Here is a 21,822-nt window from a genome sequence, read left to right on the forward strand (position 1 = left end):
CAGGGTGATGGCGCCCAGCTTGTCGTCATTGAGGCTGACGTTGAGTAGCGCGATGTTGCCGGTGTTCTTGACGGAGTAGCTGTAGACGATGGTGTCGCCGGCATCGGGCCCATTGCCGTCGCCGTCGACCACGCCGGCATTGGTCTTCACCACGTCGATATGCGGCGTGCGGGCGATCGTCACTGTGTTGGTATCGGTGTCGGTCACCGTCGTGCCGTTGGTGCCGGTGCCGGTGCCCGTGGCGATGTTGGTCAGCGACCCCGCATCGACCTGCGCCTGGGTGAGCGTCGCCGTCTTGGTGCCGGTCGCGGTGGCGCCGACGGCGAGGTCGTCGGCCGTGCCGTCGGCATCGAGATCGGTCAGCCCGGTCAGGGCGATGGCGCCCAGCTTGTCGTCGTTGAGGCTGACGTTGAGCAGCGACACATTGCCGGTGTTCTTGACGGAGTAGCTGTAGACGATGGTGTCGCCGGCATCGGGCCCATTGTTGTCGCCGTCGACCACGCCGGCATTCGTCTTGGTCACGTCGATCGCCGGGCTACGGGCGATCGGCACTGTGTTGGTATCGGTGTCGGTCACCGTCGTGCCGTTGGTGCCGGTGCCGGTACCGGTGGCGATGTTGGTCAGCGACCCCGCGTCGACCTGCGCCTGGGTCAGGGTGGCCGTCTTGGTGCCGGTCGCGGTGGCGCCGGCGGCAAGGTCGTCGGCCTGGCCGTCGCCGTCGACGTCGGTCAGCCCGGTTGTCAGGGTGATGCTGCCCAGCTTGTCGTCGCTGACGCTGACGTTGAGCAGCGAGATGTTGCCGGTGTTCTTGACGGAGTAGCTGTAGACGATGGTGTCGCCGGCATCCGGCCCGTTGTTGTCGCCGTCCACCACGCCGGCATTGGTCTTGGTCACGTCGATCGCCGGCGCGCCCAGGAACTTGTCATTGAAGGTCAGCGTCCACTTGTCCGCTTCAGCCAGCGTGACGGTCGTCTGATCCCCCGCGGGATTGCTGATGGTGCCGTTCGTCGTCGCGTTGTTGATGTCGACCCGCTGCGTCCCGATGCTGGTCAGGTCCCAGACGCTCGGAACGATCTCCTTCACGGTGTAGCCGGCGAAATCGGTGAGGCCGCCGAAAGTCTTGGATTGATTGTCAGTGAGAGAGAAGGCTACGACCCCGGTGCCGGTGAGATCGGTGAACTTGTCGAGGCTGGTGACGGCATTGTCGCCGTTGATGTCGAGCTTGCCGCCAACGATGTTGAAGCCGTTGATCTTGCCGTCGCCGGTGCCGGATAGCTTGACGATACTCCCGCCTCCCGTGATCGAGTAGACCTCGCCGTCGCTGGTGTCTGTGAACCGCCCGGTGTCGCTGACGTCGATGACGTTGTCGCCGCTGAGGTCCACCGAACCGGCCACCACGTCCACGGTGTTGGCCGGGCGCGTGAGCTCGAAATTGAAGCTCTGGCTGCTGCCATCGGGGTCGGTCTGCTTGACCAAGGTGATCGAGCCCGGGAAGACCACCGCCGCGCTCGAGAGCGACCGGTCCTGGTTGCCGACGCTCTCCGAGGTGCTCGGGTCGTTGTCGGTGAAGCCGATCAACCGCATGTGGTAGGGCGAGCCGGAGATGGCGGCGGCTGAGAGGCCGTTCCCCCATTCGTCCCGCGCCGCGATGTGGCCGCCCCAGGCGAGAACGGCGGTGCCCGCCTCGTTGTTGTCGGTGCCGTCGCCGTTATACGTGAAGGTCACGGTGATGGCGGTGGAACTGTCCCCGCTGTACGCGCCGGTCAGCGCGTAGCTGCTGACATTCAAGATCGTCGCACCGCCGAGCAGGGTGAACTGGCCCGCAATCTGCGCGATGTCGTCCGCGGTCCCCGCCAAGCCGTCGGGTCCTCTCGCGACCGCGGCGTCGACAGGAATCGCGAAGTTCGTCACGCCCAGCGCATCGCTCTGTATGCCCGTCACGCCGAGCAGCGGGTTGGGAAGGGTCTCGTTGCGGCTACCCGGGAAGCTCGTGTCGTAGCTGCCGATGTAGTCGAGCGCGTGCTTGCCGCCCTTGGTGGTGTCCCACTGGATCGTCAGCGTGTAGACATTGCCTTCGGTCAGCTGGGACAGGACCGCGCGGTAGGGGACGAACTGGTCCTCGGCGTAATGCGCCTGCGATGATCCGAGATTGCCGTTCTGCCACTGGTCCGCCTGCGAGCCGGAGGACACCGGGAGGTCCGGCGCCGCGCCATCGGCCCATTGGTCGAGGTTGACGGCCGGCTTCGGCGCGGAGCCGCCGGTCGGCGCGGCCTGCACGACCGCGCCGGTGCTGAGCGCCGTTGCATCCGCGGTCCCGGTGCTAGCGGTCGCCGTTATCTTTGTCGTGGTGGACGGCGCTGTCGCGGTCGCCGGATCGGCGAAGGTAGCGCCGGACGAGGTGAGCTGGAGGAACGCGCTGTTGAGAGCGGTGTCGTTGCTCGCGTCGAGCAGCGAGAGGTCCGTCGCGCCAGCCGGCGCGCCGGGAACCCGTGACGTGGTGATGGACATTCCATTCTCCCCATGGTTCGTTTGTTTGTTCCGGCATGTGCACGCTCAGTTCGGACGCGATGCGGCACGCATCCGTCGTTCAGGACCGGTGAACCGGTTCTGCTTGGCCAGCGCACGGAACAGCGTTTCCCTTCGGCATGGCCGGCGGGCCGTCCGTCGTAGCTGGGCAGGATGTCGAGGAGCGCTGGCGATAGGTGCCGCGCTTCGGGCGGCATCAAGGCGCAGCGGACAGGATTTCCGGGGTCTAGGCCCCTGCTACCATCAGAGCCTCCTGATCCGACGGGGGTCGGCAGTCACCTCAGAGCGAGGCGCAGCCGCAAGCAACAGCGCCTGCGAAGCTGCAAGTGCACTCAGACTGGAACGGAAACAGGGCCTGCGAGGGCGCGTGCCCGATGGCGTGCCGAAGTCTGGCAAAGGCCGGCGTCATTCGCCAAGCGAATCTGTCACAAACGGGAAGATTTCGGGCGCAACTATTTGCGATAATGGCGGTTACAACTAATCATACCTGCCAAATCTTGCGCTGCAACCATCGCCCAGTAATCGGAGGTGGGCAGACCAGGCAGCGATCGCATTGGTGTCCCTCGCAGGCCGGGCACGCTCGGAAAAGTTTCAAAACCGATGCAAATACAACTGTGTCCTAGCGCGTCTGCTCCGTGTGCCAGAGCAAAGGCTCGAATGCGGTGCTGGCCGTGCCTCAGCCCAGGATCCGCCTCAGCCACGCCCCGCCTTCCGCCGCTGCCTCGCGCGCGGCAGTCACGTGGTTCGCCCCGCGCAGGAAGCCATGCGCGGTGCCGGGGAAGACGCGGCTTTCGACCGCGACCCCGGCTTCGCGCAGCTTCGCGGCCATCGCGTGGTTCTCGGCCGCGAGCACGTCGAGCTCGGCGATGTGCAGTAGCACCGGCGGCAGGCCGCGCAGATCGCCGCGCAGCGGGCTCGCCAGCGGGTTCAGGCGGTCGGCGCCGCGCGGGCAGTAGCAGTCCCAGTAGAAGCGCATCTTCTCCCGCGTCAGGAAGTAGCCGTCGGCGAATTCGCGGTAGCTCGCGGTGTCGAAATCCGCGTCGAAGACGCCGTAGTTCAGCAGCAGGCCGCGCAGCGTCAGGCCCGGATCGGTCTCGCGCAGCAGCAGCGCGACACCCATCGCGAGGTTTGCGCCGGCGCTGTCGCCGCCGATGACGATGCGCCGGGGATCGAGGCCCCATGCCGCGCCGCGCTGCGCGATCCAGCGCACCACGCCGGCGCATTCCTCGAGCGCCTGCGGGAACGGGGCCTCGGGGCTCAGCGCGTAGTCCGGCCCGATGACGGCGCAGCCGCCGCCCGCGGCATAGTCGCGCATCAACCGGTCATGCGTGTCGATGCTGTTCCAGACGAAGCCACCGCCATGGATGTAGACCAGGACGGCGCGCGCGTCGGGCGTCGGGCGATGGAAGCGGCACTGGATGCGGCGGCCGCGGACCGGCAGCCAGCGGTCGCCGGTCTCCGCCATCGCGGGGCCGCCGGCACAGAGGGGGATGTTCATGGCCTCCGTCGTCGCGCGGGACGCGTCCAGGGGCAGCGCCAGCGTCACCGGCGGATGCCGCGTCGCGATCTCCTCCATCATGGCGCTGAAGGCGAGCATCTCGGGGTCCCAGCGCGGGTCTTGGGCGGGCATGGCGGCGTCTCCTCGCTGCGGGCATGGGACGATGGCGCGGGGTGGGGTGCAAGGGGTGGGGGTTCGAGGATCAGGGCTGCGCCGGACGAAGCGCCCCCACCCTGACCCTCCCCCGCGAGCGGGGGAGGGAAAGCAAAGGCGGCGGAGGGAGGTGCTGAAGGGGGGAAAGGGCGGGAGCGAGGGCCGCAATTCACCCCACGCGCGCGATTGCCGCGTTGGTGCCGGCAGGCGCATGCTGCACCGCGTCATGGCGAAGCCGCTGCTCACCCTCGGCTCGCGCGGGAAGATGCGCGAGGACGCGCTGTATCGCCCGCGCCACGTCGTGCTCGTCGCCGATCCCGCCGAGCCCATCGCGGCGCTGCTGGCGCGCAACCTGGCCGCGGGCGGCTTCCACGGCAGGCTGTCCGTCGTCGGCATGGCGCATGAGGGCTTCGTCGAGGCGGCGGGGATCGCCGCGCTGGAGGAGGTGCCCGACCTCGGCGTGCTGGCGCTGCCGGCCGAGCGCGTGGAGGCCGCGATGGCCGAACTTGGCGCGCGGGGCTGCAACGCCGTCGTCGTGCCCGGCGCGGCGCCCGACCTCGCGGCGATCGCGAAGCGCACGGGCGTCAACGCGCTGGGCCAGGGCAGCTTCGGGATCTGCGTGCCGGCGATCGGCCTGAACGCCTCGCTCGCGCACGTCGCGCCTCGCAAGGGCAGGCTCGCGCTGGTCTGCCAGTCCTCGGCGCTGGCGCGCGCGGTGCTGGACTGGGCGGAAAGCCAGGCCGTCGGCTTCAGCCATGTCATCGGGATCGGCGGCAATGCGGATCTCGGATTTGCGCATGCCCTCGACTGGCTGTCGCGCGATCCCGCGACGGGGGCGATCCTGCTGGACCTCAGGCGGATCAAGGACCGCCGCGCCTTCGTCTCGGCGGCGCGGGCGGCGGCGCGCACGCGGCCCGTGGTCGCGGTGCGGGCGGGCGGGCGGCTTGCGGACCCCTCGGGCACCACGGATGCCGTGATGGAGGCCGTGCTGCGCCGCGCCGGCGTGCTGCGGGTGGAGGGGCTGGACGACCTGCTCTCCGCCGCGGAGACGCTGGCGCGGGTGAAGCTCTCGCCTCGCGGCGGCCCGGGCGACCGCATCGCGATCGTGGCGAATGCGACGGGGCTCGGCCAGATGGCCGCCGATGCGGTGCTGGCGGGCGGCGCGCGGCTCGCGCACTTCGGGCCGGAGGTGCTGGCGAGCCTGGCGGTCTGCCTCGGTTCGGTCTGGCATGGCGGCAATCCCATCATCCTCGGGCCGGTGGCGGGGACGGGGCTCGGCGAGGCCGCGGCGATGCTGGCGGGGCTGGGGGAGGTGGACGCGGTCGTCGCGCTGCACGCGCCGGTCGCCGGCGAGAACGCGGAGACCGTGGCGCAGGGCCTGGTCGCGGCGGCGAAGGCCACGCGCGCGGCGCCGGTGCTGGTCTGCTGGGCTGGCCAGGCGACGGCCGGCCCGCAACGCGCCGCGCTCGCGCAGGCCGGGCTCGCGGTCTTCCCGACGCCGGAGGCCGCGGTGCGCGGCGCGCTCCATCTCTGGCAGGACCGGCGCAACCGGCTGGCGGCGGCGGAACTGCCGGGGCGCGAGGTGCTGGCGCTGACGCCGGACCGCGACGCCGTGCGCGCGATCGTGGCGACGCTGCGCGCCGAAGGCCGGCTCGAGCTGACGGAGGACGAGGCGCTGGCGGTGCTGGCGGCCTATGGCATGCCGGTGGTGCAGGGGCGCGTCGCGCCGACGGCAGAGCATGCCGTCGCCGCCGCCGGCGCGCTGGGCTGGCCCGTGGTGCTCAAGCTCCGCAGCCGCGACATCCCGCGCAAGACCGAGGTCGGCGGCGTCGCGTTGGGGCTCCGCAGCGCCGATGCGCTGCGCCAGGCCGCGGCGGCGATGATCGCGACGGCGAAGCGGGTGCGGCCCGATGCAAGGCTCGAGGGCTTCGTCGTGCAGCGCGAGGCCGCGCGGGGCGAGGAGGTGCGGCTGCGCCTGGCGGAGGACCGCATGTTCGGGCCCTTCATCGGCTTCGGCCTCGGCGGCACCGCGGCCGACGTGCTGGGCGACGAGGCCTTCGACCTGCCGCCGCTGAACGACGCGCTGGCGAAGGCGCTGATCGCACGGAGCCGCGCGGCGAAGCTGCTGGGCGGCTACCGCGACCATCCCGCGGCGAACCTGGATGCCGTGGAGGACGCGCTGGTGCGGCTGTCCCAGGTCGCGGTGGATTTCCCGGAATTCGAGGCGTTCCGCGTCAACCCGCTGGTCGCGCGCGCGGACGGCGTGCTGGCGCTCGACGCGCATGCCAGGCTGCGGCCGGTCGGCCAGCGCGCGCTGCTGGCGATCCCGCCCTACCCCGAGGAATGGGTGACGCGCTGGACCGCGCGGTCGGGCGAGGTGCTGACGATCCGCCCGATCCGCCCCGAGGACGCCGAGGCGCATGCCGCCTTCTTCCGGCGCCTGACGCCGGAGGACATACGCTGGCGCTTCTTCAGCCACCTCCGCGAGCTGCCGCCGCAGCAGATCGCGCGGATGACGCAGCTCGACTACGACCGGGAGATGGCCTTCGTCGCGGTGCGCCGATCCGGCACGGCGGAGGAGGAGCTGCTCGGCGTCTCGCGCCTGATCCGCGAGCATGACGGCGTCACCGGCGAGTTCGCGGTGATCGTGGACCGGCAGATGAAGGGGCAGGGGCTCGGGCGGCACCTGATGGAGCGGCTCTTCGACTGGGCGAAGGCGACCGGCATCAAGGTGATCGCGGGGCAGGTGCTGGCGGACAACGCGCCGATGCTCGGCTTCATCAAGGGGCTGGGCTTCACCGCGAGTCGCAGCCCGGAGGACGAGGAGGTCTTCGACGTCCGCCGGCCCGTGTGAGCGCATGGTCGAGCCGGATTGAAGGCGGAACCCGCCGCGCCCGCGCTACCATGGCACCCAACGAGGCGAGGGAGGCCGGGCGCCGGCTCATCCCGGGGCCGGGACCGTTGCGCGCGCAGCGCCGCGCGAACCGGTCCGCACGGGCGTCGTTGGCGGGGGATGGCAGAGCCTCCCCCGCCGCGCCCGCGTGCCCTGTCCAGGACCCGCTCCCTCGGCGCCCCGGCACGACACGGATGCGCGGCGCTGATGGTGGGCGGCATGGCCGCGCTGCCGCTTCTAGGCCTGCCGGTCGCGGCGGACGGGCGGCCCTTCCTGCTGGTGATGCCGATCCTGGCGGCGGCGGTGCTGTTCGGGCGGGCCGCGGCGCTCGTCGCGGCGGTGACGGCGACGGCGGCGATGGCGCCCTTCATGCAGGCGCCCGACGCGGCGATGCGCGCGGGGCTGTCGCTGCTCTCCTTCCTGGTCGTCGGCTTCGGATTCGCCGCGGCGGCGGAGGCGATGCGGTCGGTCTTCGCGCTGATGGACGTCGCGGACGGGCGCCGCGCGGCGGGCGTCGTGGCGCCGGAGCGGGAGAGGGTGCGGCCCGCCGGGCTCAGTCCGCGGCCTTGATGAGTTCGCGCACGCGGGCGGCGGCGGCGGCGCCCTTCAGCGCGTCGCGCCAGGCGGCCTCGGCGACGCGCTGGTGGGCGTTCACCGCTTCCTCCGCCGCGGTGATCGAGGCGACGCCGATGCCGGATTGCGCCGGCGTGTCGGGCGAGAAGGGCGAGGCCACGACATGCGCGCGGTCGCGGCCGCGCAGCACCATGAAGGGCCCGGCGGGCTCGATGCCGGACGCCAGGCCGATCTGCAGCCCGATGGGGACGGATTCCATCATCGCCGCGATCGCCTCGGCTTCCGACCGCGCGGCGGCCAGGCAGCGCTGGCGCGTGCGCTCCGGCACGCCGAGGCCGGGGGCGACGCCCTCGGCCAGCATGCGCGCGATCGCGGCTTCGCCGAGGACGGCGATGATGGTGGGGCGGCGGCCGGCGTGCAGCTTCTTGCGGGCGGTCAGCAGGCCCAGCATCTGGTCGGTGGTGGCGCGCGCGATGCCGCGCTCCGACGCGGCATCGGCGGCCTCGGTCCAGGCCTCGGCCACCGCGCCGTCGAAGGCGTCGGTCGTGGTCTGGTAGACCAGGGCGCCGCCGATGATCAGGATCTGGTCGGCCAGTTCCTCGACCTGGCGCAGGCGTTCCTGGAAGGCGATGGGGCGGGAGAAATACTCGACCCCGATTCCTAGCAGCGACAGCGGCGATATCTTCAGCAGCTCCGCCAGGCGGCGGATGGTGTCGAGCTTGATGACCTCGCCCTTCTCGTAGCGGTAGAGCGCGGCGCGGGAGACGCCGAGGCGGGCGGCGATCTCCTCGGCGCGCAGCCCGCTTTCGAGGCGGTAGGCCCGCAACTGCTGCCCGATATCGGCGAAGCGCATGCAATCCCTCGGCGTGACATGGGCTGAGACAGACGCCCGGCAGGAGACGTTTTCTCACGAGCTGCCGACGCGATCCGAATAACGGGACGCGGGTGCCTTTTGCAAGGCCGTATCGCCGGCGAGGGCGTTTCGCGCCTCCCATGGGATTCCTCCCGCCGGACGGCACCGTTGCTTCAGGCCTGGGGGCGGCAGCGCACCAACAGGGCGGCGCGCAGCCGCGCATAGACCCGCTCCTGCTCGGCCGTCACGGGCGCCAGCACGGGGCTGGCGGACCACGGGACGATCTGGAAGGTGCCGACCTGCTGCCGCGGCATCCAGCCGCGCTGCACCGCCGGGTCATCCAGCGGACCGAGGATGCGGTTCGGGACGGCGGGGCTGGTGCTGCCAAGCGTGAAGCGGACCGCGCTCCCCGACCGCAGGTCCAGGCCGGGCGGGGCGATTGCGTCGGTGACGAAGGGCTCGTCATCGGCCAGCGCGCAGCGCAGCCTTACGGCCCGCCCCTCTCGGACGGCCTGGGCAAAGCCGCTGCTCTCCATGGCGGAGCGTTCGGGCTCGGGCGAGGCCGCGACGTTGCGCGCCATGTCGGCGGAGTCGTGCCGGAACAGCACCTCGGCGCGGAGTTCCTCGCCGGGACGGGGCGGCGGCGTCGCGCAGGCCGCGAGCGCCAGCAGCCCCGCAAGGACGGCGCCCCGCATCAGGCGTCGGGGGCGACCTTGTGGGCCGCCATCGCCTCGAGCGCCTTGACCATGCCGGAGTGGTCCCAGCCCTTGCCGCCGAGTGCCGCGCAGGCCGCGAAGATCTGCTGGGTCGAGGCGGTGTTGGGCAGCGGCACGCCGAGCTCCCTGCCGGATTGCAGCGCCAGGTTCAGGTCCTTCTGGTGCAGCTCGATCCGGAAGCCCGGGTTGAAGGTGCGCTTGATCATGCGCTCGCCATGCAGTTCCAGGATGCGCGACGTCGCGAGGCCGCCCATCAGGGCCTGGCGGACCTTGGCGGGATCGGCGCCGGCCTTGGAGGCGAAGACGAGCGCCTCGGCCACCGCTTCGATCGTCAGGGCCACGATGATCTGGTTGGCGACCTTGCAGGTCTGTCCCGCCCCGTTCTCGGTGCCGACGAGGGTGATGTTCTTGCCCATCTTCTCGAAGACCGGGAGCGCGCGGTCGAAGGCTGCCTGCGGCCCGCCGACCATGATCGTCAGCGCCGCGTTCTTCGCGCCGACCTCGCCGCCCGAGACCGGTGCGTCGAGGTAGTCGCAGCCGAGCGCGTTGATCCGCTTCGCGAAGTCCTTGGTGGCGGTCGGGCTGATCGAGGACATGTCGATGACGAGCTTGCCCTTCGACAGGCCCTCGGCGATGCCGTCCTTGCCGAACAGCACGGCTTCGACGTCGGGGGTGTCGGGCACCATCGTGATGACGATGTCGGCGGCCTCGGCGACGGCCCTGGCCGAGGGGACGACGGCGAAGGCGGCGCGGTCGTCCGCGGTCAGCGAGGCGCGCTCGACCACCGTGACGTCGTGGCCGGCGGCCTTGAGGTGGCCGGCCATGGGGCGGCCCATGATGCCGAGGCCGATGAAGCCGATCTTGGACATGGTTTGCGGGTTCCTCGAGAGGTTTCGCGGGATGGGCCCCCACCCCGACCCTCCCCCGCTTCGCGGGAGAGGGAGTTGTTGCGCGGGATGGGGGAGGAGCGCGCCTACTTGTACGGGGCGAACCAGCCGAGGCCGGCGGTCGTCTCGGCGGCTGGCTTGTATTCGCAGCCGATCCAGCCGCGGAAGCCGAGCTCGTCGATGCGCCTGAAGACGAAGGGCCAGTTGACCTCGCCGGTGCCCGGCTCGTTGCGGCCGGGATTGTCGGCGACCTGCATGTGCGCGATCAGCGGCAGGTGCTTCTCGACGCGCTTGACGATGTCGCCCTCCGTGATCTGGCAGTGATAGAGGTCGAATTGCAGGCCGACGCGCTCCGGCCCGATGGCGTTGATGATCGCGGCGGCCTGGTCGGTGGTGTTGACGAAGAAGCCCGGGATGTCGCGGTGATTGATCGGCTCGATGATCGGCTTCACGCCGACGGGATGCGCCTGCTCGGCGGCCCAGGCCAGGTTCTCGGCGAGCACCGCCGTCATGGTGTCGTGCGGCACGCCGGCGGGCGCGAGCCCGGCCATCACATGGATGCGCGGGCAGGACAGCTCGGCAGCGTAGTGCAGCGCCTTGCGGAAGCCGTCGCGGAACTCTGCCTGGCGGCCGGGCAGGGCGGCCTGCCCGCGCTCGCCCTTCGTCCAGTCGCCCGGCGGCGCGTTGAACAGAACCTGCTGCAGCCCCGCGCCGTTCAGCCGCGCCGCGACCTCCCTGGCCGGGAAGTCGTAGGGAAAGAGGAACTCCACGGCCTTGAAGCCGGCCTTCGCCGCCGCGTCGAATCGGTCGAGGAAAGGCACCTCGTTGAACATCATGGACAGGTTGGCGGCGAAGCGCGGCATGGTCGTTCCCTCCGGGGCGGGCGCAAGCCTTGCCCCGCGGACAGCCCGGCGGCAAGGGCGGCGCCAAGGGAGGCGGATGCGCGTCGGGCCGAGTTCGGCTAAGCCCGCCTGATGGACCAGGATCCGCTCCGCCCCGCCCGCATCCTCGGCCTGGTCGCGCTCGGCCTGTTGGGCGCCGGCTGCTTCCTGGTGCTGCGGCCCTTCGTCTCCGCGCTGCTCTGGGCGGCGATCCTGGCCTACACGACCTGGCCGGCCTTCCGCTTCCTGCGCGAGCGCCTGGGCCTGTCGCCGGGCTGGGCGGCGCTGGCGATGGTGATGGCGGGCTTCCTGCTGATCGGCCTGCCCATCGTGCTGGCGGCCCCGACCAGCCGCGAGGAGGTGGAGGCGCTGCGCCAGGGCGCCGAACGCGTGCTGACCCAGGGCGTGCCCTCCCTCGTGAACCTGCTGACGGGGCTGCCCTTCGTCGGCGGCTATATCGGGACCTGGCTCGAGGGCTGGGACGCCACCCTGGCCGGGCTGTTCGAGCCGCTGAAGCCCTATGCCGGCACCATCGCGCAGAACGGGCTGTCCGTCCTGCTCGCGGTGCTGTCGGGCATCGCGGAGCTGCTGCTGGCGATCGGGCTGGCCTTCTTCTTCTTCCGCGACGGACCCGCCATGGCCGAGAAGGTCCAGGCGATGATGGAGAAGCTCGGCGGGGCGAAGACGCGCCACCTGTTCCAGCTGACGGCCGACGTGACGCAGGGCGTGGTCTATGGGCTGCTCGGCACGGCGGTGGCGCAGGGCGTGCTGACCACGGTCGGCTTCTGGATCGCGGGGGTGCCGCAGCCCGTGCTGCTCGGCGTCATCACCGGGGTGATCTCCATCCTGCCGGTCGGCGCGCCGCTGGTCTGGATCCCGGCCGCGATCTGGCTCTTCGCGCAGGGCAGCTGGGGCTGGGGGCTCTTCATGCTGGCCTATGGCGGGGGCGTCATCTCCTCGGTGGACAACGTGATCCGGCCCTGGCTGATCAGCCGCGGCGCGGACCTGCCGCTGCTGCTGACCCTGCTCGGCGCGATCGGGGGGGTGCTGGCCTTCGGCTTCCTCGGGCTGTTCCTGGGGCCGGTGCTGCTCGCGGTGGGGTTCACGCTGCTCAAGGACTGGGCGGGCGAGGGCGGGACGCGGCCGGAACCGGGGCGTCCGACCTGACTCCGGGCTTTCCCGGGGGGCCGGGACGCGATATTGCGCGCGCCTGCTTGCCACCGCGGACGTGACGAGCCGCGGAACAACCGGGGGTATTCGAGGGATGCGACGGTGGGGATTGGCGGCCGCGGCCGCCGTGATGGCGCTGGGCATGGGCCTGGCCGAGGCGCGCACGGTGCGCTGGTCGGCCTCGGGCGATCCGAACACGATGGATCCGCACAGCCAGAATGTCGGCACGGTCACGATGGTGATCCAGCAGATCTACGATCCGCTGATCCACCGCAACGCCGACCTGTCGCTGCGGCCCGGCCTGGCGCTGTCCTGGACGCAGGTGGAGCCCACGCGCTGGCGCTTCGTGCTGCGCCAGGGCGTGCGCTTCCACGAAGGCGAGGCGTTCAACGCCGACGACGTCGTCTTCTCGATCGGCCGCGCGCTGCAGCCGACTTCGAACTTCGGGATCTACGTGGACACGGTGGACCGCGTGGAGAAGGTGGACGAGTTCACCGTTGATATCGTGACGAAGGTCGCCGACCCGATCCTGCCGAACAAGCTGGCCAGCATCTACATGATGTCGAAGGCCTGGTCGGAGCGCAACAACGCGACGCGCCCGCAGAACACGCGCAACCGCGAGGAGATGGCGACGGTCCGCCAGACCAACGGCACCGGCGCCTTCCGGCTTTCCGTGCGCGAGCCCGACGTCCGCACCGTGTTGGTCCGCAACGACGCCTGGTTCGGCTGGAACGAGCCGGGCCAGACGCCTGGCAACGTGACGGAGATCATCTACCGTCCGATCGCCTCCGACGCGACGCGGGTCGCGGCGCTGCTGTCGGGCGAGGTGGATTTCGTGCTCGATCCGCCGCTGCAGGACCTCAACCGCCTGCGCAGCGCCGGCAACATCCGCGTGCTGGAGGGGCCGGAGGTCCGGACGATCTTCATCGCGATGGACGTCAACCGCGACGAGCTGCTCTACAGCGACGTGCGCGGGCGCAATCCCTTCAAGGATCTGCGCGTGCGCCAGGCGCTGTACCACGCGATCGACATCCAGGCGATCCACCGCACGACGATGCGGAGCCAGTCCGTCGTGACCGGCACCTTCTTCCCCGAGCAGGTCAACGGCTATGTGCGGGAGGAGGATGTGCGCCTTCCCTACGACCCGAACCGCGCCCGCGCGCTGCTGGCGGAAGCGGGCTTCCCCAACGGCTTCTCCGTCACGCTGGACTGCCCGAACAACCGCTACATCAATGACGAGCAGATCTGCCAGGCGATCGCGGCGATGTGGACGCGCGTCGGCGTGCGCACCCAGGTGAAGGCGCAGCCGCTCGCGCCCTTTTTCGCGCAGATCCAGCGCGACGACACCAGCATCTACCTCCTGGGCTGGGGCGTGCCGACGCTGGATGCGCTCTATTCCTTCCAGTCGCTGCTGGCGACGCGCAACGGCGCGCAGGGCGACGGCATCTGGAACTACGGCCGCTATTCCAGCCCGCGCATGGATGCGCTGATCGAGCGGATGAAGACGCAGTCCGGCGGCGACCGCGCCGAGGCGATCCGCGAGGCGCTGCGCCTGTATCGGGAGGACGTGCCGCACATCCCGCTGCACCACCAGATGATCCCCTGGGCGATGCGGTCGAACTTCACCATCCCGCACGCCGCGAACAACCAGCCTTATTTCAGGTGGATGGTGGTGAACTGAGCTAGCGTTCGGAGAAGCAAGAGGCCCCCTCCGAACCCTCTCCCGCAACCGCGGGGGAGGGTCGTCCGCTCCCTCCCCCGCGGTTGCGGGGGAGGGGTGGGGAGGGGGCTTCTTCGAGCCAGGACAACAGAAGACTTGCCAGCCTTCATCATCTCCCGCGTGCTCCAGGCCCTGCCCGTGATGCTCGCGGTCGCGCTGATCTCCTTCGCGATGTTCGCCTATGTCGGCGATCCCGTCGCGATCATGCTCGGCCAGGACTACACCCAGGCGCAGCGCGATGCGCTGATCCGCGACCTCGGGCTCGACCAGCCCTTCGTCGTGCAGTTCGCGAAATTCGTCTGGAATGCCGCGCAGGGCGAGTTCGGCCTGTCCTACCGCCTGTCGCGCCCGGTGATGGACCTCATCGCGGAACGCGCGCCGGCGACGCTGGAGCTTGCGCTGACAGCCGCCTTCCTCGCGCTGCTCGTCGGCGTGCCGATGGGGATCTACACCGGCCTCTACCGCCACTCCTGGCTGAGCCGCTTCTTCCTGACCTTCAGCCTGGTCGGCGTGTCGCTGCCGACCTTCCTGATCGGCATCCTGCTGATCCTCTGCTTCTCCGTCTGGCTGGGCTGGCTGCCGAGCTTCGGCCGCGGCGACACGGTGAAGCTGGGCTGGTGGAGCACCGGCTTCCTGACCTGGTCGGGACTGAAGGCGCTGATCCTCCCCTCCATCACGCTCGGCCTGTTCCAGATGACGCTGATCATGCGCCTGGTGCGCGCCGAGATGCTGGAGGTGCTGCGCACCGACTACATCAAGTTCGCCCGGGCGCGGGGCCTGACCAACCGCGCCGTCCATTTTGGCCATGCGCTGAAGAACACGCTGGTGCCGGTGATCACCATCACCGGGCTGCAGCTCGGCGCGATCATCGCCTTCGCGATCGTCACCGAGACCGTCTTCCAGTGGCCGGGGATGGGGTTGCTCTTCATCCAGTCCGTGGGCGCGGCCGACATCCCCGTCATGGCGGCCTACCTGATGCTGATCGCGGCGCTGTTCGTGACGATCAACCTGGTGGTCGATCTGCTCTACTTCGCCGTGGACCCGCGCCTGCGCATCGGCGGCGGCAAGGGAGGCCACTGAGATGCAGGCCGTCCGCAACTTCTTCGACAGCGACATCTGGTGGAGCTTCACCCGCAACCCGATCACGGTGGTCTCGGCGATCGTGGCCGCGATCTGCATCGGCGGCGCGGTGCTCGCGCCCTGGATCGCGCCGCACAACCCCTTCGACCTGGCGTCGCTGCAGCTGCTCGATGCCTTCAAGCCGCCGGCCTGGGAGGAAGAGGGCGAGCGGCTCTATCTGCTCGGCACCGATGACCAGGGGCGCGACGTGCTGTCGGCCATTATGTACGGGGCGCGGGTGTCGCTGCTGGTCGGCTTCTGCGCGGTGGTGATGTCGGTCGTGCTCGGCGTATCGGCGGGGCTGGCGGCGGGCTACATGGGCGGCACGGTGGATGCCGTGCTGATGCGCATCGCCGACATCAAGCTGACCTTCCCGACCATCCTGATCGCGCTGCTCATCGACGGCGTCGTCCGCGCCGCCCTACCGCGGGAGGTGCATGACCAGATCGCGCTCTACGTCGTGATCTTCGCCATCGGCTTCTCCAACTGGCCGTCCTTCGCGCGGACGGTGCGGGGTTCGACGATGGTGGAGCGCAACAAGGAATACGTGCAGGCCGCGCGCGTCATCGGATTGGGCCGCGGCAAGATCATGGTGAGCCATGTGCTGCCCAACGTGCTGGGGCCGGTGCTGGTGATCGCGACCCTGCAATTGGGCTTCGCGATCCTGGCGGAGGCGACGCTGTCCTTCCTCGGCGTCGGCGTGCCGCCGACGCAGCCCTCGCTCGGCACGCTGATCAGGATCGGCAACGACTTCCTGTTCTCGGGCGAGTGGTGGATCACGATCTTCCCGGGCGTCGCGCTGATCGTGCTGGTGCTGAGCGTGAACCTGCTCGGCGACTGGCTGCGCGATGCGCTGAACCCGAAGCTGCGGTGATGGGCATGGCGTCCTTCAGCTTGCGCACCCCCGCTCTCGGCCGGCGCTGCAGAAGCCCTCTCCCCCCTGTGGGGGGAGAGGGCTTTCCCATCGGCGTGACCATGTCCAACACCCAACCCCTTCTCGAGGTCCGCAATCTCCGCGTCGAATTCCCGACGCGGCGCGGCACGCTCGTGGCCCTGGACGACGTCTCCTTCGACATCTTCCCCGGCGAGGTGCTGGGCGTGGTCGGCGAGTCCGGCGCGGGCAAGTCCATGACGGGTGCCGCGATCATCGGCCTGCTGGAGCCGCCGGGCCGCATCGCAGGCGGCCAGATCCTTCTGAACGGCCGCCGCATCGACAACCTGCCGTACAAGGAGATGCGGACCGTCCGCGGCCGCGAGATCGGCGCGATCTTCCAGGATCCGCTGACCACGCTGAACCCGCTCTACACCGTCGGCCGGCAGCTGGTGGAGACCATGACCACGCATCTGCCGATCGGCCCGGGCGAGGCGCGCCGCAAGGCGATCGAGTGGCTGGAGCTGGTCGGCATCCCCGCCGCCGCGCAGCGCATCGACAGCTACCCCCATGAATTCTCCGGCGGCATGCGCCAGCGCGTCGTCATCGCGCTGGCCCTCTGTGCCGAGCCGAAGCTGATCGTCGCGGACGAGCCGACGACGGCGCTCGACGTCTCGATCCAGGCGCAGGTCATCGCGCTGCTGAAGACGCTGGCGCGGGAGAAGGGCACCTCGATGATGCTCGTGACGCACGACATGGGCGTGATCGCAGAGACCGCGGACCGCGTCGCCGTGATGTATGCCGGGCGCGTCGCGGAGATCGGCGCGGTGCGCCGGGTCGTGAAGCATCCCTCGCACCCCTACACGATCGGGCTGATGGGCTCGATCCCGCCGATCAGCCACCGCATGGAGCGGATGCAGCAGATCGAGGGCGCGATGCCGCGGCTGTCGGCGATCCCGCGGGGCTGCGCCTACAACCCGCGCTGCCCGCAGGTCTTCGACCGCTGCCGCGTGGACCGGCCCGACCTGATCCCTGCCGGGGAGACGCGCGCGGCCTGCTGGCTCTACGACGCCGCGAGCGAACAGGGCGTGCTGAAGGCGGCCCAGGATGCCTGAGGCGCCGATGAACTCGACCATGCTCGAGACGCGCGACGTCGCGCGGTTCTTCGACGTCTCCCGCCCGCTGATCCAGCGCGCGCTGTCCGGCGAGGGCAGGCGGATGCTGCGCGCGGTGGACGGCGTCAGCTTCGCGATCCCGAAGGGCACGACACTGTCCCTCGTCGGCGAGTCCGGCTGCGGCAAGTCCACCGTCGCGCGGCTCGTCGTCGGGCTCTATGGGCCCACGCGGGGCGAAGTGATGTTCGACGGGCGCCCGCTGAAGGAAGCCCGCGCCGATCCCACGCAGCGCCAGCGCATGCAGATGATCTTCCAGGATCCCTATGCCTCGCTGAACCCGCGCTGGCGCGTGCGCGACATCATCGCCGAGCCGATCCGCGCCTTCGGCCTGCTGTCTGAGACCGCGCAGATCGAGGCGCGGGTTGGCGAATTGCTGACCCAGGTCGGGCTGTCGCCGCTGGATGGCCAGAAGTTCCCGCATGAATTCTCGGGCGGCCAGCGCCAGCGCATCTCGATCGCGCGGGCGCTGTCGTCGAACCCCGACTTCCTGGTCTGCGACGAGCCTACCAGCGCGCTCGACGTCTCGGTGCAGGCGCAGATCCTGAACCTGATGAAGGACCTGCAGAAGCAGCTCGGCCTGACCTATCTCTTCATCAGCCACAACCTGGCCGTCGTCCGCCAGGTCAGCGACCGCGTCGGCGTGATGTATCTCGGCCGCCTGGTGGAGGTCGCGCCGGCGGAGACGCTCTTCACCACGCCGCGCCACCCCTATACGCGCGCGCTGATGGACGCGATCCCCGACCTCGAGATGACGGGGCGCCAGCGCATCCCCGTCGGCGGCGAGGTGCCGAGCCCGATCAGCCCGCCCTCGGGCTGTCCCTTCCATCCGCGCTGCCCCCTGGCGAACGATCGCTGCAAGGCGGAGCGGCCGGACCTGGTGGTCGCGCGCGGCACGCCGCAGACCGAGGTCGCCTGCCACGCGGTCGAGGAAGGCCGCGACGGCGGGCCGCAGCGGCAGGAAGCGGTGGCGGCGGGCTGATGCGCGGCGGGATCGGGCGATGCGTTCGCCTGATCGCCGTCCTGCTGCTCGCCATTGGCCCGCTCGCTGCCTGCGACGAGCCGTTCCGGCCGCCCGAGGTGGACCGCGCGGCGGTCGCCGCGGCCTCGCGCGAGATCGCCGCGACCTCCGTCCCGCGCCCCGTCACGCGCCCGCGGGAGGAAGAGGTCGCGATGCTCCGTCGCGTGGCGGAGCGCGTGGCCGCGGCCGCGCAGCCCTTCTGCCGGCAGGAGCTCCGCCGCGACTGCCGCTTCGACGTCGTGCTGGCCGAGGCGGGGCCGGCCAATGCCTATGCCTCGGGGCGCGACCGCATCACCGTCACCGCCGCGATGCTGCGCCTGATCGCCAATGACGACGAGCTGGCCGCGATCATGGCGCACGAGATGGCGCACCATATCCTCGGCCATATCGGCGAGACCGGGACGCGGATGCAGATCGGCGCGCTGATCGGGTCGGTGCTGGGCGGCGTCGTCGCCGACCTCACCGGCGTGGACCTCGGCTTCCGGCGCCTCGGCGCGCAAGCCGGCGCCTATGCCGGCGACATCGGCTTCTCCAAGGCGCAGGAGAGGGAGGCCGACTACCTCGGCGCCTGGATCGCATCGCGGGCGGGCTTCGACCTGGATCGCGCGGGGGCGATCTGGGCGAAGCTGACGCATCTGTCGCGCAGCCGCGAGACCTCGATCCTGGACAGCCACCCCGCGGGGCCGGAGCGGCTGGCGCTGTGGCGGCGCACGATGGACCAGATCGCGCGCGACCCCGCTCGCGGGCCGCGGCGGGGGTGACCTTTCATGGACCTGCGATCCAAGCGCGCGCTGGCGGCGCGCCCGCGAAGGCCGATCGCAGGCTAGCGGATCGGCACCACCGCCACCGCGTTGAACGGGCTGCCATCCACGAGCTTCGTGGACCAGGCGAGATACACCACCGCATTGCGCTGCTCGTCGATGAAGCGGTGCACGCGCGTCTCCTTGAAAAACAGGCTCGTGCTGGCCTCGTAGACCTGCTCGCCGCGCTCGCCGCGGCGGGCGCCGGGGGCGACCTCGACCGGCCCGGTCGCGGCGCAGGCCAGGCCGAAGCGCGCGGGATCCTCGGCCAGGCCCACCATGCCGGTGACGCCGCCGGTGCGCGCCTGGCTGATCCAGCAGGAGACGTTGCGGACCTCCGGGTCGTCGAAACGCTCCACCACGACGCGGTGGCTGCGCGTCAGGCCGAGATTGGTGATGGCGGTGTTGACGTAGCCGACCTCCCGCGCGTCCTGCGCGGAAGCGGGCAGCGTCAGCAGCAGCAGAACAAGGGCGGGGCGTAGGCGGCGCATTGGAACCTCCGGCAATGACAACTCAGGACGGTGGAAGCGCCTTGCGGATGAAGGCGTCCACCTTCGCGAAGGGGCGCGCGATCACATCCCCGTCGCCGGGCGAGCCCAGCCATTCGAACAGCGCCCCGCCATCGTCGGGGTCGTAGCGGCCGGCGGCCTGCTGGAAGCTGTTCGGCGCAAGCGGCTCGCCCTCCGCGACGAAGCCCGCGAGGACGCCGTCGTCCGTCGCGTACCAGCGCCAGGTGCGGCGGTGGATGCGGCCCGAGCGATACCAATCCTCCCAGCGCGGATCGTCGGCGACGGAGGAGAGGTCGAGATAAAGCGTGCGTCCCGCATCGGCGGCGCAGACATGGATCACGCCGTGCTCGTGCTCGACGAACCAGTGGGCGGCGTCGCGTTCCAGCGTGAAGCGGCTTACCTGCCCGCCGGCGAGGGTGGCCTTCAGCGCGGCCGCGGCGCCCTGGCGCGCGCGGGCGGCGCGGATCTCGCCACCGACCGACAGCACCGCCACCGGCACCAGCATCAGCGACGCGCCGATGATGAGCACCAGCCAGCCCGCACGGTCCATGATGCCGAAGAGCAGGTCGAGGAGCCCGATCGCGCCGAAGACGATCGCGACGACGAGGCCGAGGCCCGCGAGGCGCTGCGCCGCGATGCGCCAGGCCGGCATCGCCGCCTGGTCCGCGGCCCGGGCGAGAAGGGCCGCGACCTCCGGCGGCGGCGCGACGCGCTCGACCGTCAGCATCAGTCGCCGAGCGCCACGCCCTCGCGCCGCGGATCGGCGGCGCCGAGCATGCCCTCGGGCGTGACCCGGATCACGGTCAGGCCCGAGAGATTCTCCCTGACCTCGACGCGGTGCCCGCGCGCGCGCAGCGCTTCCTCGAGGTTCGCGGCCGATGTCCCGGCCTCGAGCTCGATGGCGGAGACGCCGGCGACGCCGATGCGGGGCAGCGCCACCGCCTCGGGCGGCGGCAGGTTCCAGTCGAGCAGCCCGACCAGGGTCTGCGCGACATGGCCGATGATGCGCGCGCCGCCCGCCGAGCCCAGCAGGATCTCCGGCCTGCCATCGGCGCCGAGCACGATGGTCGGCGAGGTGGAGCTTCGCGGGCGCTTGCGCGGCTCGACGCGGTTGGCGACCTGGCGCGACTCCACCTCCGGCGCGAAGGCGAAATCGGTCAGCTGGTTGTTCAGCACGAAGCCACGCACGAAGATCCGCGATCCCAGCGTCGCCTCGATCGTCGGCGTCAGCGAGACGGCGTTGCCCGCGGCATCGCGCGCGACGATGTGGCTGGTGCCGGCCTCCGTCTCCTCAGACTGGGGCGCCAGCGCGCCGGACTGGAAGGGCGGGCTGCCGGGCTGCACGGACTGCATCGCGCGCGACGGCTGGATCAGCGCGCCGCGCATCGCGATGTAGCCGGGCTCCATCAGGCCGCGCACGGGCACGCGCACGAAGTCGCTATCGGCGAGGTAGAGGTTGCGGTCGGCGAAGGCGAGCCGCCCGGCCTCGCCGAGCAGATGCGCGGCCTCGCCGCCGCGGGGATCGAGCCGCGCGAGGTCGAAGCGCGCGAGCATGCCGAGGATCTGCGCCACCGCGATGCCGCCCGAGGTCGGCGGGCCCATGCCGCAGACGCGGTGGCCGCGATAGGGCAGGCAGACGACCTCCCGCATGGCGGGCCGATACGCCGCGAGGTCGGCCGCCGTCATCCCGCCGCGATTCGCGTGCCCCTGCACGGCGGCGGCGATGTCGGCGGCGATCGGCCCCTCATGCAGGGCGTCCGCGCCGCCGAACGCGACCTGGCGCAGCGTGTCGGCCAGCGCGGGGTTGCGCAGGATGGTGCCGGGCGGCCAGGGATTGCCCTGCGGGTCGAGGAAATAGGCGCGCGCGGCGGGATTGCGGCGCAGCGCCTCGATCGCGCCGCCTGCGGCCGCGGCCATGCGCTGCGGCACGGGGAAGCCGCCATCCGCGGCGTCGATGCTGGGCTGCATCAGCCGCGCCCAGGGCAGCCTGCCCAGCGCGCGATGCGCGGCTTCCAGCATGCGCAGCAGGCCCGGCACGCCGACACTGCGGCCGCCCTCCACCGCATCGGAGAACGACATCGGCTGGCCGTCCGGGCGAAGGAAGAGACGCGGCGTGGCCGCGGCGGGCGCGACCTCCCGGCCGTCCCAGGCCTCGATCACGCGGGTCGCTTCCGTCCAGGTGAGCATCAATCCGCCGCCGCCGATGCCGCTGGACTGCGGCTCCACCAGGGTCAGCATGACCGCGGCGGCGATGGCGGCGTCGGTGGCGCTGCCGCCTTCGCGCAGCATCGCGAGTCCCGCCTCGGCCGCCATGGGATGCGGGGCGACGATCATGTGCCGGCGCGCCGCCCCTGGGGCCGCCCCCGGGGCGGGCTGCGCCGCGGCGGCGCCGGCGAGCAGCAGCAAGGCGGCGAGCAGGGCGGTCAGGCGCATGTTGCGGTGCTGTCCGGTGTGCGAGGG

Annotated in this window: 18 protein-coding genes; 9 read left to right on the top strand and 9 right to left on the bottom strand. The window is 71.1% G+C overall.

What is annotated here, in order from left to right; all coding sequences use genetic code 11:
- Together ACLF3M_RS18440 and ACLF3M_RS18445 are read right to left on the bottom strand one after the other, a co-directional pair.
- The coding region (locus ACLF3M_RS18440) for a DUF7507 domain-containing protein (protein WP_430658434.1) at window positions 1–2,508 on the bottom strand (2,508 nt) is incomplete at its 3' end.
- A gap of 694 nt (window positions 2,509–3,202) precedes the next feature.
- Window positions 3,203–4,156, bottom strand: coding sequence for an alpha/beta hydrolase (locus ACLF3M_RS18445; RefSeq protein WP_430658435.1), 954 nt, complete (start codon window positions 4,154–4,156; stop codon window positions 3,203–3,205).
- Between the two features lie 232 nt (window positions 4,157–4,388).
- Here ACLF3M_RS18445 and ACLF3M_RS18450 point away from each other — a divergent pair, with 232 nt between their 5' ends.
- Together ACLF3M_RS18450 and ACLF3M_RS18455 are read left to right on the top strand one after the other, a co-directional pair.
- The gene (locus ACLF3M_RS18450; protein WP_430658436.1) at window positions 4,389–7,031 is read left to right on the top strand and encodes a GNAT family N-acetyltransferase; all 2,643 of its coding nucleotides are present in this window, start codon (window positions 4,389–4,391) and stop codon (window positions 7,029–7,031) included.
- Between the two features lie 258 nt (window positions 7,032–7,289).
- The gene (locus tag ACLF3M_RS18455; RefSeq protein WP_430658437.1) at window positions 7,290–7,640 is read left to right on the top strand and encodes a hypothetical protein; all 351 of its coding nucleotides are present in this window, start codon (window positions 7,290–7,292) and stop codon (window positions 7,638–7,640) included.
- Here the strand turns inward: ACLF3M_RS18455 and ACLF3M_RS18460 are convergent.
- The 4 genes from ACLF3M_RS18460 to otnI all read right to left on the bottom strand — a co-directional run bounded on the left by ACLF3M_RS18460 (window position 7,624) and on the right by otnI (window position 10,962).
- Window positions 7,624–8,496, bottom strand: a complete 873-nt coding sequence (locus ACLF3M_RS18460) for a helix-turn-helix domain-containing protein (protein ID WP_430658438.1) — start codon at window positions 8,494–8,496, stop codon at window positions 7,624–7,626. The genes ACLF3M_RS18455 and ACLF3M_RS18460 overlap by 17 nt on opposite strands.
- Window positions 8,497–8,669: 173 nt before the next feature.
- A complete protein-coding gene (locus ACLF3M_RS18465) occupies window positions 8,670–9,191 on the bottom strand; it encodes a hypothetical protein (protein ID WP_430658439.1) in 522 nt (173 codons plus the stop codon).
- Window positions 9,191–10,081, bottom strand: coding sequence for a 2-hydroxy-3-oxopropionate reductase (locus ACLF3M_RS18470; RefSeq protein WP_430658440.1), 891 nt, complete (start codon window positions 10,079–10,081; stop codon window positions 9,191–9,193). Before ACLF3M_RS18470 ends, ACLF3M_RS18465 begins: the two co-directional genes overlap by 1 nt.
- A 104-nt stretch (window positions 10,082–10,185) precedes the next feature.
- The gene (gene otnI, locus ACLF3M_RS18475; protein ID WP_430658441.1) at window positions 10,186–10,962 is read right to left on the bottom strand and encodes a 2-oxo-tetronate isomerase; all 777 of its coding nucleotides are present in this window, start codon (window positions 10,960–10,962) and stop codon (window positions 10,186–10,188) included.
- 111 nt (window positions 10,963–11,073) lie between these two features.
- Here otnI and ACLF3M_RS18480 point away from each other — a divergent pair, with 111 nt between their 5' ends.
- The 7 genes from ACLF3M_RS18480 (at window position 11,074) to ACLF3M_RS18510 (ending at window position 18,814) form a co-directional block, all read left to right on the top strand.
- Complete coding sequence (locus tag ACLF3M_RS18480; RefSeq protein ID WP_430658442.1) at window positions 11,074–12,147, top strand: AI-2E family transporter; 1,074 nt, start codon at window positions 11,074–11,076, stop codon at window positions 12,145–12,147.
- A gap of 97 nt (window positions 12,148–12,244) precedes the next feature.
- Complete coding sequence (locus tag ACLF3M_RS18485) at window positions 12,245–13,831, top strand: ABC transporter substrate-binding protein (RefSeq protein ID WP_430658443.1); 1,587 nt, start codon at window positions 12,245–12,247, stop codon at window positions 13,829–13,831.
- Between the two features lie 135 nt (window positions 13,832–13,966).
- Window positions 13,967–14,950 (top strand): ABC transporter permease, encoded by a 984-nt coding sequence (locus tag ACLF3M_RS18490; protein WP_430658444.1) that lies wholly within the window; start codon window positions 13,967–13,969, stop codon window positions 14,948–14,950.
- Between the two features lies 1 nt (window position 14,951).
- A complete protein-coding gene (locus tag ACLF3M_RS18495; RefSeq protein WP_430658445.1) occupies window positions 14,952–15,863 on the top strand; it encodes an ABC transporter permease in 912 nt (303 codons plus the stop codon).
- 101 nt (window positions 15,864–15,964) lie between these two features.
- Window positions 15,965–16,975, top strand: coding sequence for an ABC transporter ATP-binding protein (locus ACLF3M_RS18500; protein ID WP_430658446.1), 1,011 nt, complete (start codon window positions 15,965–15,967; stop codon window positions 16,973–16,975).
- A complete protein-coding gene (locus tag ACLF3M_RS18505; RefSeq protein WP_430658447.1) occupies window positions 16,968–18,014 on the top strand; it encodes an ABC transporter ATP-binding protein in 1,047 nt (348 codons plus the stop codon). The genes ACLF3M_RS18500 and ACLF3M_RS18505 overlap by 8 nt, the downstream gene beginning before the upstream one ends.
- On the top strand, window positions 18,014–18,814 hold the full coding sequence (locus tag ACLF3M_RS18510) for a M48 family metalloprotease (protein ID WP_430658448.1): 801 nt from the start codon (window positions 18,014–18,016) through the stop codon (window positions 18,812–18,814). Before ACLF3M_RS18505 ends, ACLF3M_RS18510 begins: the two co-directional genes overlap by 1 nt.
- A 62-nt stretch (window positions 18,815–18,876) precedes the next feature.
- Here ACLF3M_RS18510 and ACLF3M_RS18515 read toward each other — a convergent pair whose 3' ends face one another.
- The 3 genes from ACLF3M_RS18515 to ggt are packed head-to-tail and all read right to left on the bottom strand — an operon-like array spanning window position 18,877 to window position 21,795.
- Entirely contained in the window at window positions 18,877–19,344 is a 468-nt protein-coding gene (locus tag ACLF3M_RS18515) for a CreA family protein (RefSeq protein WP_430658449.1), read from the bottom strand.
- A gap of 22 nt (window positions 19,345–19,366) precedes the next feature.
- Window positions 19,367–20,089, bottom strand: a complete 723-nt coding sequence (locus ACLF3M_RS18520) for a hypothetical protein (protein ID WP_430658450.1) — start codon at window positions 20,087–20,089, stop codon at window positions 19,367–19,369.
- Window positions 20,089–21,795, bottom strand: a complete 1,707-nt coding sequence (gene ggt / locus ACLF3M_RS18525; protein ID WP_430658451.1) for a gamma-glutamyltransferase — start codon at window positions 21,793–21,795, stop codon at window positions 20,089–20,091. Before ggt ends, ACLF3M_RS18520 begins: the two co-directional genes overlap by 1 nt.
- Between the last annotated feature and the right edge of the window lie 27 nt (window positions 21,796–21,822).

The organism is Falsiroseomonas sp. HW251, assembly GCF_050563545.1.
Taxonomy (GTDB): domain Bacteria; phylum Pseudomonadota; class Alphaproteobacteria; order Acetobacterales; family Acetobacteraceae; genus Falsiroseomonas.

Bases quoted from the DNA above. Each gene is read 5' to 3' on its own strand.
- ACLF3M_RS18445 (WP_430658435.1), bottom strand. From the start codon at position 4,156: ATGCCCGCCCAAGACCCGCGCTGGGACCCCGAGATGCTCGCCTTCAGC.
- ACLF3M_RS18450 (WP_430658436.1), top strand. From the start codon at position 4,389: ATGCTGCACCGCGTCATGGCGAAGCCGCTGCTCACCCTCGGCTCGCGC.
- ACLF3M_RS18455 (WP_430658437.1), top strand. From the start codon at position 7,290: ATGGCCGCGCTGCCGCTTCTAGGCCTGCCGGTCGCGGCGGACGGGCGG.
- ACLF3M_RS18460 (WP_430658438.1), bottom strand. From the start codon at position 8,496: ATGCGCTTCGCCGATATCGGGCAGCAGTTGCGGGCCTACCGCCTCGAA.
- ACLF3M_RS18465 (WP_430658439.1), bottom strand. From the start codon at position 9,191: ATGCGGGGCGCCGTCCTTGCGGGGCTGCTGGCGCTCGCGGCCTGCGCG.
- ACLF3M_RS18470 (WP_430658440.1), bottom strand. From the start codon at position 10,081: ATGTCCAAGATCGGCTTCATCGGCCTCGGCATCATGGGCCGCCCCATG.
- otnI (WP_430658441.1), bottom strand. From the start codon at position 10,962: ATGCCGCGCTTCGCCGCCAACCTGTCCATGATGTTCAACGAGGTGCCT.
- ACLF3M_RS18480 (WP_430658442.1), top strand. From the start codon at position 11,074: ATGGACCAGGATCCGCTCCGCCCCGCCCGCATCCTCGGCCTGGTCGCG.
- ACLF3M_RS18485 (WP_430658443.1), top strand. From the start codon at position 12,245: ATGCGACGGTGGGGATTGGCGGCCGCGGCCGCCGTGATGGCGCTGGGC.
- ACLF3M_RS18495 (WP_430658445.1), top strand. From the start codon at position 14,952: ATGCAGGCCGTCCGCAACTTCTTCGACAGCGACATCTGGTGGAGCTTC.
- ACLF3M_RS18500 (WP_430658446.1), top strand. From the start codon at position 15,965: ATGTCCAACACCCAACCCCTTCTCGAGGTCCGCAATCTCCGCGTCGAA.
- ACLF3M_RS18505 (WP_430658447.1), top strand. From the start codon at position 16,968: ATGCCTGAGGCGCCGATGAACTCGACCATGCTCGAGACGCGCGACGTC.
- ACLF3M_RS18510 (WP_430658448.1), top strand. From the start codon at position 18,014: ATGCGCGGCGGGATCGGGCGATGCGTTCGCCTGATCGCCGTCCTGCTG.
- ACLF3M_RS18515 (WP_430658449.1), bottom strand. From the start codon at position 19,344: ATGCGCCGCCTACGCCCCGCCCTTGTTCTGCTGCTGCTGACGCTGCCC.
- ACLF3M_RS18520 (WP_430658450.1), bottom strand. From the start codon at position 20,089: ATGCTGACGGTCGAGCGCGTCGCGCCGCCGCCGGAGGTCGCGGCCCTT.
- ggt (WP_430658451.1), bottom strand. From the start codon at position 21,795: ATGCGCCTGACCGCCCTGCTCGCCGCCTTGCTGCTGCTCGCCGGCGCC.